Raw genomic sequence first — 14,614 nt, 5'->3', positions numbered from 1 at the left:
GGAAACCCGGAACCGGTACCGAAACCACACACCGAGGGACGCAAGATCATGAAGAAGTTCGGATTTGCCAGTGTCATCGCCACCGGGTTCGTGGCCGCCATCGTGGGTTTGGCCGCCCCGGCTCAAGCCGACATCACCCACCACGAGTGGGTGCACGACATCCAGCAGCACGCCACCACCGGTCAGGTCACGTCGGTGTTCGGAAATGGCCGCTGATCCCGCTGCTTGTAACGTGTCCCGGATGCGCGGGCCCGGCGACGTCGTCGACTTCATCGCCGTCGCGCAGGATGACCCGCTGGCGGCACCGCTGCTCGACGACCTCGGGCGCGAGTACCGCTCGCGTTACGGCGACCTGACCGGCACCGAGTACGCCGACATGCGGTCGTATCCGGCCGCGGAATTCGCCGCGCCGGGCGGGGCGCTCATCGTGGGACTGCGCGCCGGGGAGCCGGTCGCCGGTGGAGCGTTCCGGCGCCTGGACCCGTCGACGGCCGAGCTCAAGCGGATCTGGACGGCGTCGGCGCACCGCGGCCGTGGCTACGGCAAGCTGGTGGTGGCCGAATTGGAGCGCATCGCACGAGACCGTGGCTATCGCAGGATCTACCTGACCACCGGTCCGCGGCAACCCGAGGCCGTCGCGCTGTACCTGTCGGCCGACTACCGCCCGCTCTTCGATCCGGCACTGCCGGCCGAGCAGGTGGGTGTGCACGCGTTCGAGAAACGGCTCTAGCCTCAGTCGGCGGTTTGCGTCCGATACCAGCGTCGTCACGCTTGACCAGGGCGCACGCCCTGCCGGCTACCGGGCCGATGTCGCCCGAAACTTCCGCGGCCGAACGGGCATCGCTGTGCTGGTGTGCGGGTGGTACGTTCCCGCCATGCACGGGTGTGGCGACGGATGTGCGAGCGGGATCTCGCGACGGTCGGCCATCGCGGCGTCGGTGTCGGCGGTCCTGGGTGGGGCGGCGCTGGCGACGGCGGCCCGCGCTTTTGCGGCCCCGCCGCCGGCCCCGTTGCCCGAGGATGCCCTGATCACCCTCGGCGTCCAGGCGGGGCCACCGCCGGTCCCGAACCGCACCGGAATCTCCTCGGCGCTGAAGATCGGCGGGTCGGTCTACCAGATCGACTGCGGGCTGGGCTCTTTGAACGCCTTCGCCGATGCGGGCCTGCGATTCGACCAGCTGCAAAGCCTGTTCATCACGCATCTGCACACCGATCACATCGTCGACTACTTCAGCTTCTTCCTGTCCGGCGGGTACACCGCCGCACCGGGTAAGACGCCGGTCACCGTGTTCGGCCCCGGACCGGCCGGGGGGTTGCCGCCCAGTCAGGTCGGCGACCCAGCTCCGCCGACCGTCGATCCCGCCGACCCGACGCCGGGCATCGCCGCCATGACCGATGCCCTGCAGCGGGCGTTCGCGTACACCAGCAACATCTTCATCCGGGACATGGGGACCGTCGACATCCAGAACCTCGTCGATGTCCGCGAGATCGCGGTGCCGCCCGGCCCTGACTACCTCAACCGGTCGCCGCTTACCGAGCCCTTTCCGGTGATGAGTGACGCCAACGTGACCGTCAGCGCCACGCTGGTCAGCCACTACGACGTCTACCCGGCGTTCGCGTTCCGGTTCGACCTGGTGAAGTCGGGCCGGTCGGTGACCTTCTCCGGGGACACCACCAAATCCGAGAACCTCATCCGGCTGGCCCGCGACAGCGATGTGCTGGTGCACGAGGCCCAGTTCAGTCTCGACGACACCGGCGCCAACAGCAGATTCCCGCCGGGTTATCTGGTGCGATCACACACCTCGGCCGAACAGGTCGGTGAAGTGGCTGCCGCAGCGAGCGCCAAACATGTTGTATTGAGCCACTATTCGCCCACCGATCTGCCCGACTCCGCATGGCTCGGCGCCATCGGAAAGCACTTTCCGGGCAAGGTGACGGTGGCCCGGGACGGTCAGGTGTTCCCGCTCTAGCCGACCGGCGCCGGGATCCGGTCACCGAACAGGTGCATCGCATTCTGGTAGCCCACCTTGTGACGATCGGCATCACTCATCGGGTACGAAGCCAGGAACTCGGCACCGGCGATGTTGTCGTCCATCGGATAGTCCACCGAGAACATCACCCGGTCGGCGCCCAGCACCGACAGGGTGCAGGCCATGGCCGGCGGGGAGAAGTTGCCACTGGTGGTCACATAGAAGTTCTCCCGCAGATATTCCGACGGCAGCTTGGCGAGGTGACCGCCGGATCCGCCCAGTCCGTAGTACCGGTCGGTGCGAAACGCCGTGAACGGCAGCATCTCTCCGAGATGTCCCAGAATCATCTGCAATCGCGGATGCCGGTCGAACAGTCCCGAATAGATCAGCCGCAGTGCGTGCGTACCGGCCTCCACGGCAAAGCCCCAGGACGCCAGGTGCAGACCCTGATCGGTGTAGGGGGCGAACCAGGCGTCCATCACCGCCGGATGGGGCGTGGTCGGATGCAGATAGATCGGCGCCTGCAACTCCTCGGCCAGCGCGAAGAGCGGCTCATACGCGGGATCGTCCAGGTAGCGGCCGCGGGTGTGGCCGTTGATCAGCGCACCCACGAATCCCAGATCGCAGACCGCTCGCCGTAACTCGTCCGCCGCGGTTGCAGGATCCTGAGTGGGCAACGTCGCGAACGCGCCGAACCGGCGTGGGTGGTGCCGCACGGTCTCGGCCAGTTCGTCGTTGGCCCGGCGCGCGTGATCGACGGCCAGCGCGGTGTCGGTGTACTCCTGCACGCCGGGATCGAACAACGACAGAATCTGGAACTCGATGCCAGCCGCGTCCATCTGTTCCAGCCGTAACGACCCGCGGTCGTACAGCCGGTCGTAGCCCACCTTGTTGTGCGAGCGCAACCAGGTGGCCACCGCATTGCCCTCGCTCGCGGGATCCCAGGCGAAGTGTTCTTCCAGCGCGATCAGGTGCATACCAGTGAGGATACGTACCGCGACTGCCAATCGGCGGCCAATTACTGCCACCGGAATGACAGCGCGTAGTCCGTGTGTTGTGTAGGGCAGAAGCCAGCTCAGTACACCACGAAAGGGCTTGAAAATGACGAAGTTTGGAATCTCCGGGATCATCGCCACCGGGTTCGCCGCGGCCCTGGTCGGATTGGCCGCGCCCGCGCAGGCCGACATCGCCCACCATGAGTGGGTGCACGACAATCAGCAGCGGGCCACCACCGGCCAGGTGACGTCCACCTTCGGCAACGGTCGTTGAGCCGGAATAGTCGCGAGTTGACCGTGGTTGGGAAAAGCGTGACGACGAACGGGGTCTCCGGGTGAAGTTCGGGATATCGACGTTTGTGAACGACGACACCGTCGACACGGTGACGTTGGCCAAGGCCGTCGAGGAGCGGGGCTTCGGCTCTCTCGCCGTCGCCGAACACACCCATATCCCGGCCAGCAGGCAGAGTGCCTATCCGCCCGGGGGTGAACTGCCGGAGATGTATTACCGGACGCTCGACCCGTTCGTCACCCTCGCAGCCGCTGCCGCGGTGACGTCCACGATCGAGTTGATCACCGGTATCGCGCTGCTCATCCAGCGCGACCCGATCATCACCGCGAAGGAAGCCGCCAGCATCGATCTGATCTCTGGCGGCCGGTTCGTGCTCGGCGTGGGAGCCGGATGGAATCTGGAAGAGCTGCGCCACCACGGCACCGACCCCAAGACCAGGGGCGCGCTGCTCGACGAACGCATCGAGGCCATCAAGGCGCTCTGGACCACCGAACCCGCCGAGTATCACGGCAAGTACGTCGATTTCGACGCCTCGTACCTGAGGCCCAAGCCGGTGCAGACACCGCATCCGCCGATCCTGATCGGCGGCGACTCCGATGCCACCGTGAAGCGGGTGATTCGACATGGCGCAGGCTGGATTTCGAACCCGTTGCCCGTCGAACGCCTGACCCAGCGTATCGAGCAGATGCGTGCGGGTGCCGGACACGACGTGCCGTTGGCGATGTTCGGCGCGCCGGTCGATCCGCAATATTGGCGTGCTGCAGAAGATCTCGGTTTCGGGCAATTGGGACTGATGTTGCCGACCGTGTCCGGCGACCAGACGTTGCGTCTGCTCGATGACTATGCGGGCCGGATCGCGCAGTATCGCGGCTAGGACGCCCGAGCAGGTGTGTGACTGGGCGCCAGCAGTGCCGCCCGCATCATCACCCCGACCACTTCGCGTGCACCGGCGCTGTTCCGGTATCCGGTGAGCCGGCCGAGATCCACGACCACTGCGAAGGCCGCATGGACGACGAAACGCGCTTCGCGGTCGGTCAGTTCGGGGCGGATGGCTGCGAGTAGGCGCGACCACTCCTCGACGTTGGCGCGCTGCAGGTTGTGCAGCATCACGCGGTCGCTCGGCGGCAAGCTGGTGCGCTCGGTGAAGTACAGGTAGTCGATCTCGGGATTGTCGAAAGACCTTGCCACATACGAAGTGACGAGCCGGTCCAGCGCTGCCTTCGGATCCGGTTCGGTGGACAGTATCGCCGCGGTGTCGCCGGCGAGCCGGTCGGCGGCGCGGCGGAACAGCGCGGCCAGGATATCGGCCTTGCCGGGGAAATAGCGATAGATGCCGGAGGCGGGCATCCCCACCGCTGCGGCGATGTCGTCCACCGTCGTCTCCCGGTAGCCACGCTGGTGGAAGAACGTCATGGCGGCGCGCAACACGGCCTCGTACCGAACGGTGGCGCCGCCCGTTCCGGATTCGGGAACTCCGGCGCTCCGCGGGGGCATCTCGGAAGGGAGCGCGGGGATTTCGGCCCGCAGGATCGCGTCCGTCTGTTTGGCGAAGAGTTGGTGAATCCGGCCGGCCGACAGCGTGGTCTTGTGCTCGACGATGGATCCGATCACGCTCAGTACGCTCACCGACAGTGTCCAGCGCTGGTGGGAGTTCAGGGTCGGCCGCAGGGTGGCCAAAGGCCGCTGGAGCCTGCGGTTGACCACCTCCACCGCCGCGTCGAGGAGGCGCCGGTCCGACTCGGCCAGATACCGGCCGCCCCACCGGTACACCCCGCCGGTGCTGCGATTGCGGATCGCGACGTCCACCAGACCCGCGACCATGGCGTCGAACAGCTCATGGGGGTCGGCGTCGGAGCCGTCGGCGAATTCGGTGCCGTCGACCAGTTGCTGGCTCAGCGCGAAAACCGCCCCGCGGAACAACTGGTACTTGCTGGGCGAGTGACGGTACAGGGCCGCGGCCGAGACGCCGACCCGGCGCGCGATGTCCTCCATGCTGACGGCGTGGTAGCCCAGGTCGCTGAACGCTTCGGCCGCGACACCGGCGATCTGCGTCTTCCGGTCCTTGGGACGCCGCCGCATTTCGGGCATCGCCCCAGCATAGGGCAACAACAACGGTAACCGGCGCTAACTTCGATGCCGGCGGCAATCACCTGGCTCCGCGCTTCACCGCGGTGAAATCCGAAATACTGCCAGTTCAGCGACAAATTCCTGGGATGGTAGGTCGGGGCGCGCAGGTTCAGATAGTCAGAATAACGATTAACTTAGAGCTTGCCTTCGGCCGACCCTTGTGACACGCTTCACACCAAATCCAGGGGTAGCGCCCCCCATTCGGTCCGGTCTCGGCCGTCGCGCATGGAACCGGTGGGGTCGTCGCGGACACCGGGCGCTGCCCTGATCGGCGGTCCGCGCGCAGAAAGACCGAAAGGTGAAGGGGGGAAGGGGTATTGACAATGACGTATAGCGAGGGGGCTCGGTGGCGGTGACGCACGCCGGTACGCAAGCGCATCCCGGTGACGGCTTGATCGCCATCGAGCACTGGGCAGGCGGCTACCTCAGGCGCCACCCACTTGCCGCGATCGCGACGGTGGGGGACCAGTTCGTCGTGGGCGTCCGGACGCTGCAGTATCTGTTCGCCGACCTGATCACCGGCCGATTCCCGTGGGGTGAATTCGTCCGGCAGGGAGCGTTCATGGCCGGCACGTCGGTGGTGCCCACCGTGCTGGTGGCACTGCCGATCGGGGTCACGCTGTCGATCCAGTTCGCCCTGTTGGCAGGCCAGGTCGGCGCCACCTCGCTGGCCGGCGCGGCCAGTGGCCTTGCAGTCATCCGGCAGGCCGCATCGCTGGTCGCCGCGGTGCTGATGGCCGCCGCCGTCGGCTCGGCGATCACCGCCGACCTCGGCTCCCGCACGATGCGGGAGGAGATCGACGCCATGGAGGTGATGGGGGTCTCCGTGCTGCGCCGGCTGGTGGTGCCGCGGTTCGCTGCCGCGATCATGATCGGCGTGGCGCTCACCGGCGTGGTGTGCTTCGTCGGATTTCTGGCCAGCTACCTGTTCAACGTCTATTTCCAGAACGGCGCACCGGGAAGTTTCGTCGCCACCTTCGCCTCGTTCACCACCACCGGCGATATGGTGCTGGCCTTGTTCAAAGCTGTCCTGTACGGCGCCATCGTGGCGGTGGTGTCCTGCCAGAAAGGGCTGTCCACCAAGGGGGGTCCCACCGGGGTCGCCAATTCGGTGAACGCCGCGGTGGTGGAATCGATCCTGGTGTTGATGATCGTCAACGTCGCGATCAGCCAGCTCTACACCATGCTGTTCCCGCGGACCGGGCTGTGAGATGACCGCATCGACCTACCGCCCGCTTCTGCTCGGTCCGCTGGCCAGGGCCGGCTCCACGGTCGGGCGCCCGCTGGCCCGGATCGGGCACATGATGGTGTTCTTCGTCCGGGCCGCGGCAGCGGTGCCACTCGCCCTGCGGCAGTACCGCTCCGAGTTCGTCCGGCTGCTGTCCGACATCGCCTGGGGCAACGGCTCTCTGGTGGTCGGCGGCGGGACCGCGGGAGTGGCAGTGGTGCTGGGAATCACCGTCGGAGCCGTGGTCGGGATCGAAGGGTACAACTTCCTGAATCTGCTCGGGCTGGGCCCGGCGACCGGAATCATCTCGTCGCTGGTGAACACCCGCGAGCTGGCGCCGATCGCCGTCGCCCTCGCCTTCGCGACGCAGGGCGGCTGCCGGTTCACCGCGCAGCTGGGATCCATGCGAATCGCCGAGGAGATCGACGCGCTGGACTCCCTGGCGATCCGGCCGATCCCGTACCTGGTGACCACCCGGCTGATGGCGTCGGTGGTGGCCGTGGTCCCGCTGTACGTGGCGTGCCTTGCGGTCAGCTACCTGACCACCCAGATCGTGGTGTTCGCGATCAGCGGCAGTTCGATGGGCTCCTACACCCACTACTTCACCCTGATGCTGTCCGGCCGGGACATCATCTTCTCTCTGCTCAAAGCCGTTGTGTTCGTATGGATCGCCTCGACCATCCAGTGCTATTTCGGGTACTACGCCTCCGGCGGCCCCGAGGGCGTAGGGGTCGCCGCGGGCCACGGCATGCGTGCCAGCATCACCGCCGTCGTCATCGTCAACATGCTGCTCACGATGGCGCTGTGGAGTGTCGACTCCGGCGCCAGGTTCGGTGGCTGATGGCCAACACCTTCGATACCGACGGCCGCGGTCCGACGACGCGGCAGCTGCTGCTGATCGGCCTCGCCGTGATTCTGGTCTTCACCGCGGTGACCGCGTTGCTGCTGGCCAAGGCCACCGGCAGGTTGGAGAACTACGTGCGGGTGGTCGCCGACCTGAGCAATGTCGGCGACGGTCTGCCGCAGAAATCCGATGTCAAGTTCCACGGCCTGCTGGTCGGGTCGGTGGACACCGTCGTACCGGCAGCCAACGGAAACCCGAACTTCGTCCACATCGACCTCAAAGCCCAGTACGCGCAATTGATTCCGGCCTCCGTCACCGCGCGGGTGGTGCCCAGCAACGTGTTCGCGGTGTCCTCGGTCCAACTGGTCGACAGCAGGCCGGGACCAGCCATCCGCACCGGCGACCGGATCCACGAGGACACCGACCTGCCGACGGTGCTGTTCCAGACCACCATCAGCAAGCTGCGCGACATCCTGGCAGCCACCGGCCGCGGCCGGGAAGACCACACCATCGGCATTCTGGCCGCGGTGAACGCCGCCACCCAGAACCGCCGCACCGCATTGCTCACGGCCGGCGCGCAACTCAACGCCGTCATCGATCAACTCAACGGGATCGTCGGCACCGATCCGGACGGCACCACGGTATCCGCACTGATCGACGCCACCCGCGGACTTGCCCAGACGGCCCCCGACCTGCTCGATGCGCTGCATCAGGCGGTGCGGCCCATGCAGACCCTGGTGCAGCAGCGCGCGCAACTGACCGATCTGATCGACGGTGGGGTGCACACGGTGAACAACACCGGCACCGCGCTGCACAACCACAGCGATCAGCTGGTCCGGATCACCGGTCAGCTGACACCGGTGTTCGGGGTGTTCGCCCAGCAGGCGCACAACTTCGTACCGGCCTTCACCAAACTCAACGCGCTGGCGGACAAGTTCTTCGGCGAAGTGTGGATGTCCGATGTCGACACCCCGAACATGCGGGTGAACCTGTCCTTCACACCGTCCTACACCTACAGCCGGGCCGACTGCCCGCAATACGGCGAGTTGAAAGGCCCGAGTTGCTATACGGCGCCGCTCATTCCGGTGCGCCCGGACCTCCCGCAGACACTGCTGCCGCAGCACTATCGGCCGCCCGCCGATCTGGCGCCGCCGCCGGGCACCGCCGTCGGGCCGGACGGAAATCTGGTGCCGACCGGGCCGCCGCTGGTCAATCCCTACCCGAACCTCACCGACCCGAATCCGGCGCTGCCGCCGGGTGTCGTCCCGGCCCCGCCGGTCCCGGGAACCTCCAACCCCGCCTTCGCCCCACCCCCGGTCCCTGAGCCCGCGCCTGATGCGCCGCTGCTGCCCGCCGAGGCGGCGCCAGCCTCGTTCGGCAGTACCGGATCCGCCGCCTCCGGCGGCAATGTGGGCCCCGTCGGAGGTCCCCAGGAGCGCGCCCAACTGAGCATCATCACCGGCCAACCCACGACTGCCGCCACCCAGTTGCTGTTGGGCACGCTCGCCCGGGGCACCACCGTCTCCCTCGCCGGAGGACCGCGATGAGGCATCGTTGCGCTGCCATCGGACTGGCACTGTTCATGGTGGTCGCGCTGACCGTCACCTGGCTGGTCTACGTCACGCTGCGCCGGGACGTGGCCGGCCGGACCGAGCCGTTCTCGGCCATGTTCACCGATGTGTTCGGGCTGCGGGTCGGCGATGACGTCCGGATGGCCGGGGTCCGGGTGGGTCGCGTCGAGAACATCGAACTCGCAGGCGATCTGGCGAAGGTCTCCTTCGTCGTCCAGAGCGACCAACAGGTGATGGGCAACACCGTCGCCGCCGTCACCTACCAGAACATCGTCGGCCAGCGGTATCTCGGCTTGTCACTCGGCACCATCGGCGACGGGCGGCCACTGCGCCCGGGCAGCGTCATCCCCACCGAGCGCACCGACCCGTCCTTCGACGTGGGAACTCTGCTCAACGGGTATGAACCGCTGTTCAGCGTGCTCAACGTGCAGGACGCCGACAACCTCACCAAGGGTGTCATCCAATCGCTGCAAGGCGATCCGGCCTCACTCACCGCACTGGTCGACCAGACTTCCCGGTTGACCGAATCCTTTGCCGGACAAGACCAGGCGCTCGGCAACACCATCACCAACCTCAACAAGCTGTTCGGCACGCTGGCCACCCAGAACGACAACCTCGACCACGTCATCGGCCGGACCCGGGATGTCGTGCAGACGCTGGACGCCCGGCGCCCGGAGCTGATCGCCGCCACCGGATCGGCGGCCAGGGTGATCCGCCAGCTCGCGACCATCTCCGACGAGGTCTACCCGGCTCTGAACGAACTGGTCACCCGGGAACCGGGTTTCGTCGAGCACATGGTCGGCATCGAACCGCAGCTGGCGTTCACCGGTGACAATCTGCCCTTGCTGCTCAAGGGCCTGGCCCGGATCACCAACGAGGGCGCGTATGCCAATGCGTACTCCTGCGACCTGAACATCACCGGTTTCTTCCCCGGCCTCAACGACGTGGTGCCGATCATCGTCGACGCCGCAACACCGGGCAACAAGGCCTGGCACACCCCGAGATGCAGGAACATGGCGAATGGCTGAGCAGACACACTCCACCCGCCGGCCGCTGGAGTCGTATGACAAAACCGTCCTCGGCCTCATCGCGATCGCGGTCGTCGTCGTACTCGTCGCAGCGTTGCTGCTGGCCAAGGTGCTCGATATCGGATATCGCTCGTACACAGCGCAATTCCAGCAAGCGGCCGCGCTGCAAACGGGCAACCCCATCACGGTCGCGGGAATCCAGGTCGGCGAGGTCGGCGCGATGACACTGACCGGTGATCACGTCGAAGTCCGGCTCAAGGTGCGCAAGGATGTGATGCTGGGCGCGGACACCAAGGCCGTCATCAAGATCACCACGATACTGGGATCGCGGTACCTGGCCCTGCAGCCGGCCGGCGGCGCAAGCCTTCCGGACCGGACGATCAATCTCGCGCACACCGAGGTCCCCTACGATCTGCAGGAAGCGCTGGCCGACGTCACGACCACCTACGAACAGGTGAACACCGACCAGTTCGCCACGTCGCTGGCCGTGCTCGGTAAGCAGTTGTCCACCATGGGACCAGTGCTGCCGCAAGCCATCACGAACGTGCACACGCTGTCGACGCTGATCGCCGATCGGCGCGACCAGATCGGCGCCTTGCTGAAAACCACCGAGCTGGTCAGCAATACACTGCGCCGCCAGCAGAAGAACATCGGGAACCTGGTCAACCAGGGCAGCCAACTGGTCGGCGAATTCGTGGCCCGTCAGCAGACATTCCGCGCGATGATGCGCGCCCTGACGGATGTGGTGAACACCCTGAGCGATCTGGCCATCGAGAATCGGCCCCAGCTCGAGCAGCTGCTCAAGGAGCTTCGCACGCTCTCGGACATGCTCGGCCGGCACGACGATCTGCTGCGCAGCACCCTGCAGGCCGGACCTGTCGCATTGCGCGGGTTGACCAATGCCACCGGCACCGGGAATGCCGTCGATCTCGGGGTGCCCAACGGTCTGCTGGTCGACTCGTGGATGTGCGCCATCAGCGGCCGGGCCAAGCAGTTCGGCATGATCCAGTACTACAAGGACTGCAAATGAGATCCACCCGAACCAAGCTGATCGCACTGGCCGGGGCCACCGCGGTGCTGGTCGGCGGCATCGCGACCTGGCGCCTGATCGAGGCACGGGTCGATGTCATCCACGTGACAGCGCAATTCGACAGCGCAGCAGGGCTTTACACCGACAACACGGTCGCGGTGCTCGGGATGCCGGTCGGGCGGGTCACCAAGATCACCCCGAGGAGCGGCTATGTCGAGGTCGAGTTCACCGTCGATCGCGGGGTCAAGATCCCGGCCGACGCCCAGGCGGTGACGGTGTCGAACTCCATCCTGACCGACCGCCAGATCGAGCTGACACCGCCGTACCGGGGTGGGCCGGCCCTGTCCGATCACGACACCATCGGGCTGCCCCGCACCAAGACCCCGGTCGAGTTCGCCCGGGTACTGGATGTGCTGAACAAGCTGTCGGGTTCGCTGCGCGGTGACGGCGAGGGCGCAGGCCCGCTCGCCGATGTCGTCGACAATGCGGCCGGTATCGCCTCCGGTAACGGTGCGCCGCTCAAGTCGGCCCTAGGTGAACTGTCGGATGCGCTGCGGCTCAGCGCCGACGGCGGCAATCAGACCTCCGCTCAGCTGACCACCATCGTGAAGAATGTCAGCTCGCTGTTCGACGCCGCGGCCACCAACGACTCCACCCTGCGGGAATTCGGTTCCACCATCGGCCAACTCAGCGCCATCCTGGCCGAGGAGAAGCTGGGCAGCGGGACGACCGGCCACCAGGTCAACCGCGTCATCGAGCAACTCGGCCAGGTGCTCGACGCCAACCGGGACCAGATCAAGCAGATCGTGCTCAACGGCAACACCACGTTGAAGACGGCGGTGGAACATCAACGCGATCTGGCCGAATTCCTCGACCTCACCCCGATGACCCTGGACAACCTGTACAACATCGTCGATCAGACCAACGGCTCGGCTCGGGTGCGGGTGCTCACCGACAAGATCATCTTCGACACGCAGTCCACCAAGGAACTGTGCAACATGATGGGGCTGCGGCAATTGGGTTGCAGCACCGGCACGCTGCAGGATTTCGGGCCGGACTTCGGGCTCAGCTACGTGCTGGACGGCATGGCCGCAATGGGGCAGAAATGAGGCGGGGGGCGGGCCTGGTGGCCCTGTTGGTGGGGACGTCGGTCACGGTGGCGGCCTGCGCCTCCGACGGCCTGGCTGGCCTGCCACTGCCGCGCCCCGGAGTGGGCTCCGGCGGCTACACGCTGACCGCCGTGTTCGCCAATGCGCTCAACCTGCCCGCCAACGCCAAGGTCAAGCTGGCCGGCGCCGACGTCGGTCAGCTCGAGACGATGACAGCCCACAACTACACCGCGGTCACCACGCTGCGCATCATGGACGGGGTGGCGCTGCCCGTCGGCAGCACCGCCGAACTGCGATCCGCCACACCGCTCGGGGACGTCTTCGTCGCACTCAAACCGCCGCTCGACACCGCCGGCGCCCCGCTCTTGCACGACGGCGACACCATCGGACTGGACGCCACCCGGGCCGCGGCAACCGTCGAGTCGGTGCTGAGTTCGGCGGCGGTCCTGGTCAACGGCGGAGCCGTGCGCAATTTCACCGGACTCATCAACGGCTTCGGTAAGGCCACCGGTGACCAGGGCCAAGCCTTCGGCCAGCTCATCGGGAAGACCAACGACCTGCTGTACCGGCTGAATTCGCGCTCACAGCAGATCTCCACCGCGCTGACCGAAACCGCGAACCTGGCCCAGACCATCGACGCCAAGAACCAGACGCTGACCGAGGTGATGACTGCGGCCGCCCCGGCGACCGACACACTGGCCGAGCACACCACCGCCATCGCCGACCTCGTGCGGCAACTCGGTGACACCTCCGAGGAACTGCGCAAATTCCCGTCGGTCGCCGGCACCGACACCAGCGGGCGCAGCGTGGTGAAGGACGCGAACACCATCGCCGCGGCGTGGAACGACGTCGCGTTGGCACCCGACGCCACGCTCGCCGCGCTGAACAGGCTGATGCCGCCGCTGGTGAAGGCGACCTCCAGCAGCGCGATGTCGGTGCGGGTGAGCATCGACCGGCTGGTGCTGGGGTCGATTCCCGATATCGGCTTCGGTGGCGATCCCGGCCTGCACGGCCCCAAACGCAGCAACTTCCAGCAGATCGTCGGCTCGCTGAAATACACCCTGTGGCGATTGCAGGAACGTGTCGTCGGCCAGGGCCCGGGCGTACCGCAGGTGCCGGTGACGCCCAGCCCGACCGAACCCGGCGTACTGGAGCCGCCCCGATGATCGGCCGGGTGGCCGACGCCGTCGTGGCCATGGTGCGGGCCGGGCATCGGCAACGCACCTGGCTGTCCGCCGGTGCCCTCGTCGGCACCTTGGCGGTCGCGACGGCGTATCTGTTCTTCGGTGCGCTGCAGGTCAATCCGCTCGCCTCGAGTTACCGCGTGACGATCGAGCTGCCCGAGTCCGGTGGATTGCTGACCGATCAGAACGTCACCCTGCACGGCGTGCCCATCGGCCGGGTGCAGGCGCTGCGGATCGCGCCGCACGGGGTGGACGCCGAGGTGACCCTGCGCTCGAACGTGCAGATACCCGCCTCCTCCGCGGTGCGGGTATCGGGTCTGTCGGCGGCAGGCGAGCAGTACATCGATTTCGACGGTGGCGCGGGCGCCGGCCCCTTCCTGCGGGACGGCAGTGTGGTGAAACTCGGCACCGCCACGGTGCCCGTCACCCTGGCCGATCTGCTGGCCAACGCCGATGGTGCGCTTGCGCAGGTGAATACGGCCAAGATCGACATCATCAAAAAGGAACTGAGCCTGACCACCGAGGGCCCGCGCAAGCTCGCCGACATCATCGACGGCGGCACGTTCCTGCTCGCCACGCTGGACTCGGTGCTGCCCGAAACGACCAGCCTGCTCAGGACCAGCCGGGTGGTGCTCAACCTGCTCGATGCCAAGAACGCCGGAATCCGCACCGCCAGCGGCAATCTGAATGCCACCTTCGCCGGGATCGACGCGATGCGCGACGGGTTCCGGCGACTCACCGATCAGGCGCCGGGTGCGCTGCACTCGATCGACAACCTGTTCGCCGACAACTCCGACACCATGGTGTCGCTGTTGGGCAGCATGGCGACCACCTCGCAACTGCTGTACCTGCGGACACCGGCCGTCAACGCGTTGTTTCCCACCTACCGCACGTCGGTGCTCGACGCGCTCGGCAGCATCATGCACGACCACGGCATCTGGGCCACCGGTGATGCCTACCCGCGGTACGCCTGCGATTACGGAACACCGCGCCGCCCACCGTCTTCGGCGGACTACCCGGAACCGTACAGGTACACCTACTGCGCCGATGACGACCCGGCCGTGCTGATCCGCGGCGCCAAGAATGCACCGCGCCCGGCCGGTGACGACACCGCGGGCCCACCCCCGGGCGCCGACCTGGGCAGCACCACCGATCCCACCCCGCGGGGCCGGTTCACCATTCCCACCCCCTACGGCGGCCCGGTGCTGCCGATCGAACCACCGCGTTAGCACAACC

Annotated in this window: 15 protein-coding genes; 13 read left to right on the top strand and 2 right to left on the bottom strand. The window is 66.8% G+C overall.

Features of this window, described 5'->3' with window-relative positions; all coding sequences use genetic code 11:
* Positions 1–48 precede the first annotated feature (48 nt).
* The 3 genes from ACXPWS_RS31210 (at position 49) to ACXPWS_RS31200 (ending at position 1,970) form a co-directional block, all read left to right on the top strand.
* On the top strand, positions 49–216 hold the full coding sequence (locus ACXPWS_RS31210) for a hypothetical protein (RefSeq protein ID WP_458710355.1): 168 nt from the start codon (positions 49–51) through the stop codon (positions 214–216).
* 25 nt (positions 217–241) lie between these two features.
* Positions 242–730 carry a GNAT family N-acetyltransferase gene (locus ACXPWS_RS31205; RefSeq protein WP_458710354.1) on the top strand — a complete coding sequence of 163 codons (489 nt, stop codon included), beginning with the start codon at positions 242–244 and terminating at the stop codon, positions 728–730.
* 145 nt (positions 731–875) lie between these two features.
* Positions 876–1,970 carry an MBL fold metallo-hydrolase gene (locus tag ACXPWS_RS31200; RefSeq protein ID WP_458710353.1) on the top strand — a complete coding sequence of 365 codons (1,095 nt, stop codon included), beginning with the start codon at positions 876–878 and terminating at the stop codon, positions 1,968–1,970.
* Here the strand turns inward: ACXPWS_RS31200 and ACXPWS_RS31195 are convergent.
* The gene (locus tag ACXPWS_RS31195) at positions 1,967–2,947 is read right to left on the bottom strand and encodes an amidohydrolase family protein (protein WP_458710352.1); all 981 of its coding nucleotides are present in this window, start codon (positions 2,945–2,947) and stop codon (positions 1,967–1,969) included. The genes ACXPWS_RS31200 and ACXPWS_RS31195 overlap by 4 nt on opposite strands.
* Positions 2,948–3,071: 124 nt before the next feature.
* Between ACXPWS_RS31195 and ACXPWS_RS31190 the strand changes: the two genes are divergently transcribed.
* Both ACXPWS_RS31190 and ACXPWS_RS31185 read left to right on the top strand, forming a co-directional pair.
* On the top strand, positions 3,072–3,239 hold the full coding sequence (locus ACXPWS_RS31190) for a hypothetical protein (RefSeq protein WP_458710351.1): 168 nt from the start codon (positions 3,072–3,074) through the stop codon (positions 3,237–3,239).
* A 61-nt stretch (positions 3,240–3,300) separates the two neighbouring features.
* The gene (locus ACXPWS_RS31185; protein ID WP_458710350.1) at positions 3,301–4,131 is read left to right on the top strand and encodes an LLM class F420-dependent oxidoreductase; all 831 of its coding nucleotides are present in this window, start codon (positions 3,301–3,303) and stop codon (positions 4,129–4,131) included.
* On the opposite strand, the gene ACXPWS_RS31180 is transcribed toward ACXPWS_RS31185, so the two are convergent.
* Positions 4,128–5,336, bottom strand: a complete 1,209-nt coding sequence (locus ACXPWS_RS31180) for a TetR/AcrR family transcriptional regulator (RefSeq protein WP_458713766.1) — start codon at positions 5,334–5,336, stop codon at positions 4,128–4,130. The genes ACXPWS_RS31185 and ACXPWS_RS31180 overlap by 4 nt on opposite strands.
* 394 nt (positions 5,337–5,730) lie before the next feature.
* Here ACXPWS_RS31180 and ACXPWS_RS31175 point away from each other — a divergent pair, with 394 nt between their 5' ends.
* The 8 genes from ACXPWS_RS31175 to ACXPWS_RS31140 are packed head-to-tail and all read left to right on the top strand — an operon-like array spanning position 5,731 to position 14,607.
* Entirely contained in the window at positions 5,731–6,594 is an 864-nt protein-coding gene (locus tag ACXPWS_RS31175; protein WP_458710349.1) for an MlaE family ABC transporter permease, read from the top strand.
* A 1-nt stretch (position 6,595) separates the two neighbouring features.
* Positions 6,596–7,453: an MlaE family ABC transporter permease gene (locus ACXPWS_RS31170; protein WP_458710348.1), complete on the top strand. Its 858-nt coding sequence runs from the start codon at positions 6,596–6,598 to the stop codon at positions 7,451–7,453.
* Positions 7,453–9,003, top strand: coding sequence for an MlaD family protein (locus ACXPWS_RS31165; RefSeq protein ID WP_458710347.1), 1,551 nt, complete (start codon positions 7,453–7,455; stop codon positions 9,001–9,003). Before ACXPWS_RS31170 ends, ACXPWS_RS31165 begins: the two co-directional genes overlap by 1 nt.
* Complete coding sequence (locus ACXPWS_RS31160; RefSeq protein WP_458710346.1) at positions 9,000–10,055, top strand: MlaD family protein; 1,056 nt, start codon at positions 9,000–9,002, stop codon at positions 10,053–10,055. The genes ACXPWS_RS31165 and ACXPWS_RS31160 overlap by 4 nt, the downstream gene beginning before the upstream one ends.
* On the top strand, positions 10,048–11,085 hold the full coding sequence (locus ACXPWS_RS31155) for an MCE family protein (protein WP_458710345.1): 1,038 nt from the start codon (positions 10,048–10,050) through the stop codon (positions 11,083–11,085). The genes ACXPWS_RS31160 and ACXPWS_RS31155 overlap by 8 nt, the downstream gene beginning before the upstream one ends.
* A complete protein-coding gene (locus ACXPWS_RS31150; protein WP_458710344.1) occupies positions 11,082–12,194 on the top strand; it encodes an MlaD family protein in 1,113 nt (370 codons plus the stop codon). Before ACXPWS_RS31155 ends, ACXPWS_RS31150 begins: the two co-directional genes overlap by 4 nt.
* A complete protein-coding gene (locus ACXPWS_RS31145) occupies positions 12,191–13,360 on the top strand; it encodes an MlaD family protein (protein WP_458710343.1) in 1,170 nt (389 codons plus the stop codon). Before ACXPWS_RS31150 ends, ACXPWS_RS31145 begins: the two co-directional genes overlap by 4 nt.
* On the top strand, positions 13,357–14,607 hold the full coding sequence (locus ACXPWS_RS31140) for an MlaD family protein (protein WP_458710342.1): 1,251 nt from the start codon (positions 13,357–13,359) through the stop codon (positions 14,605–14,607). Before ACXPWS_RS31145 ends, ACXPWS_RS31140 begins: the two co-directional genes overlap by 4 nt.
* Positions 14,608–14,614 lie beyond the last annotated feature (7 nt).

It is taken from the genome of Mycobacterium sp. BMJ-28, from assembly GCF_054404835.1.
This window is presented reverse-complemented; position numbering and strand designations above follow the sequence as displayed.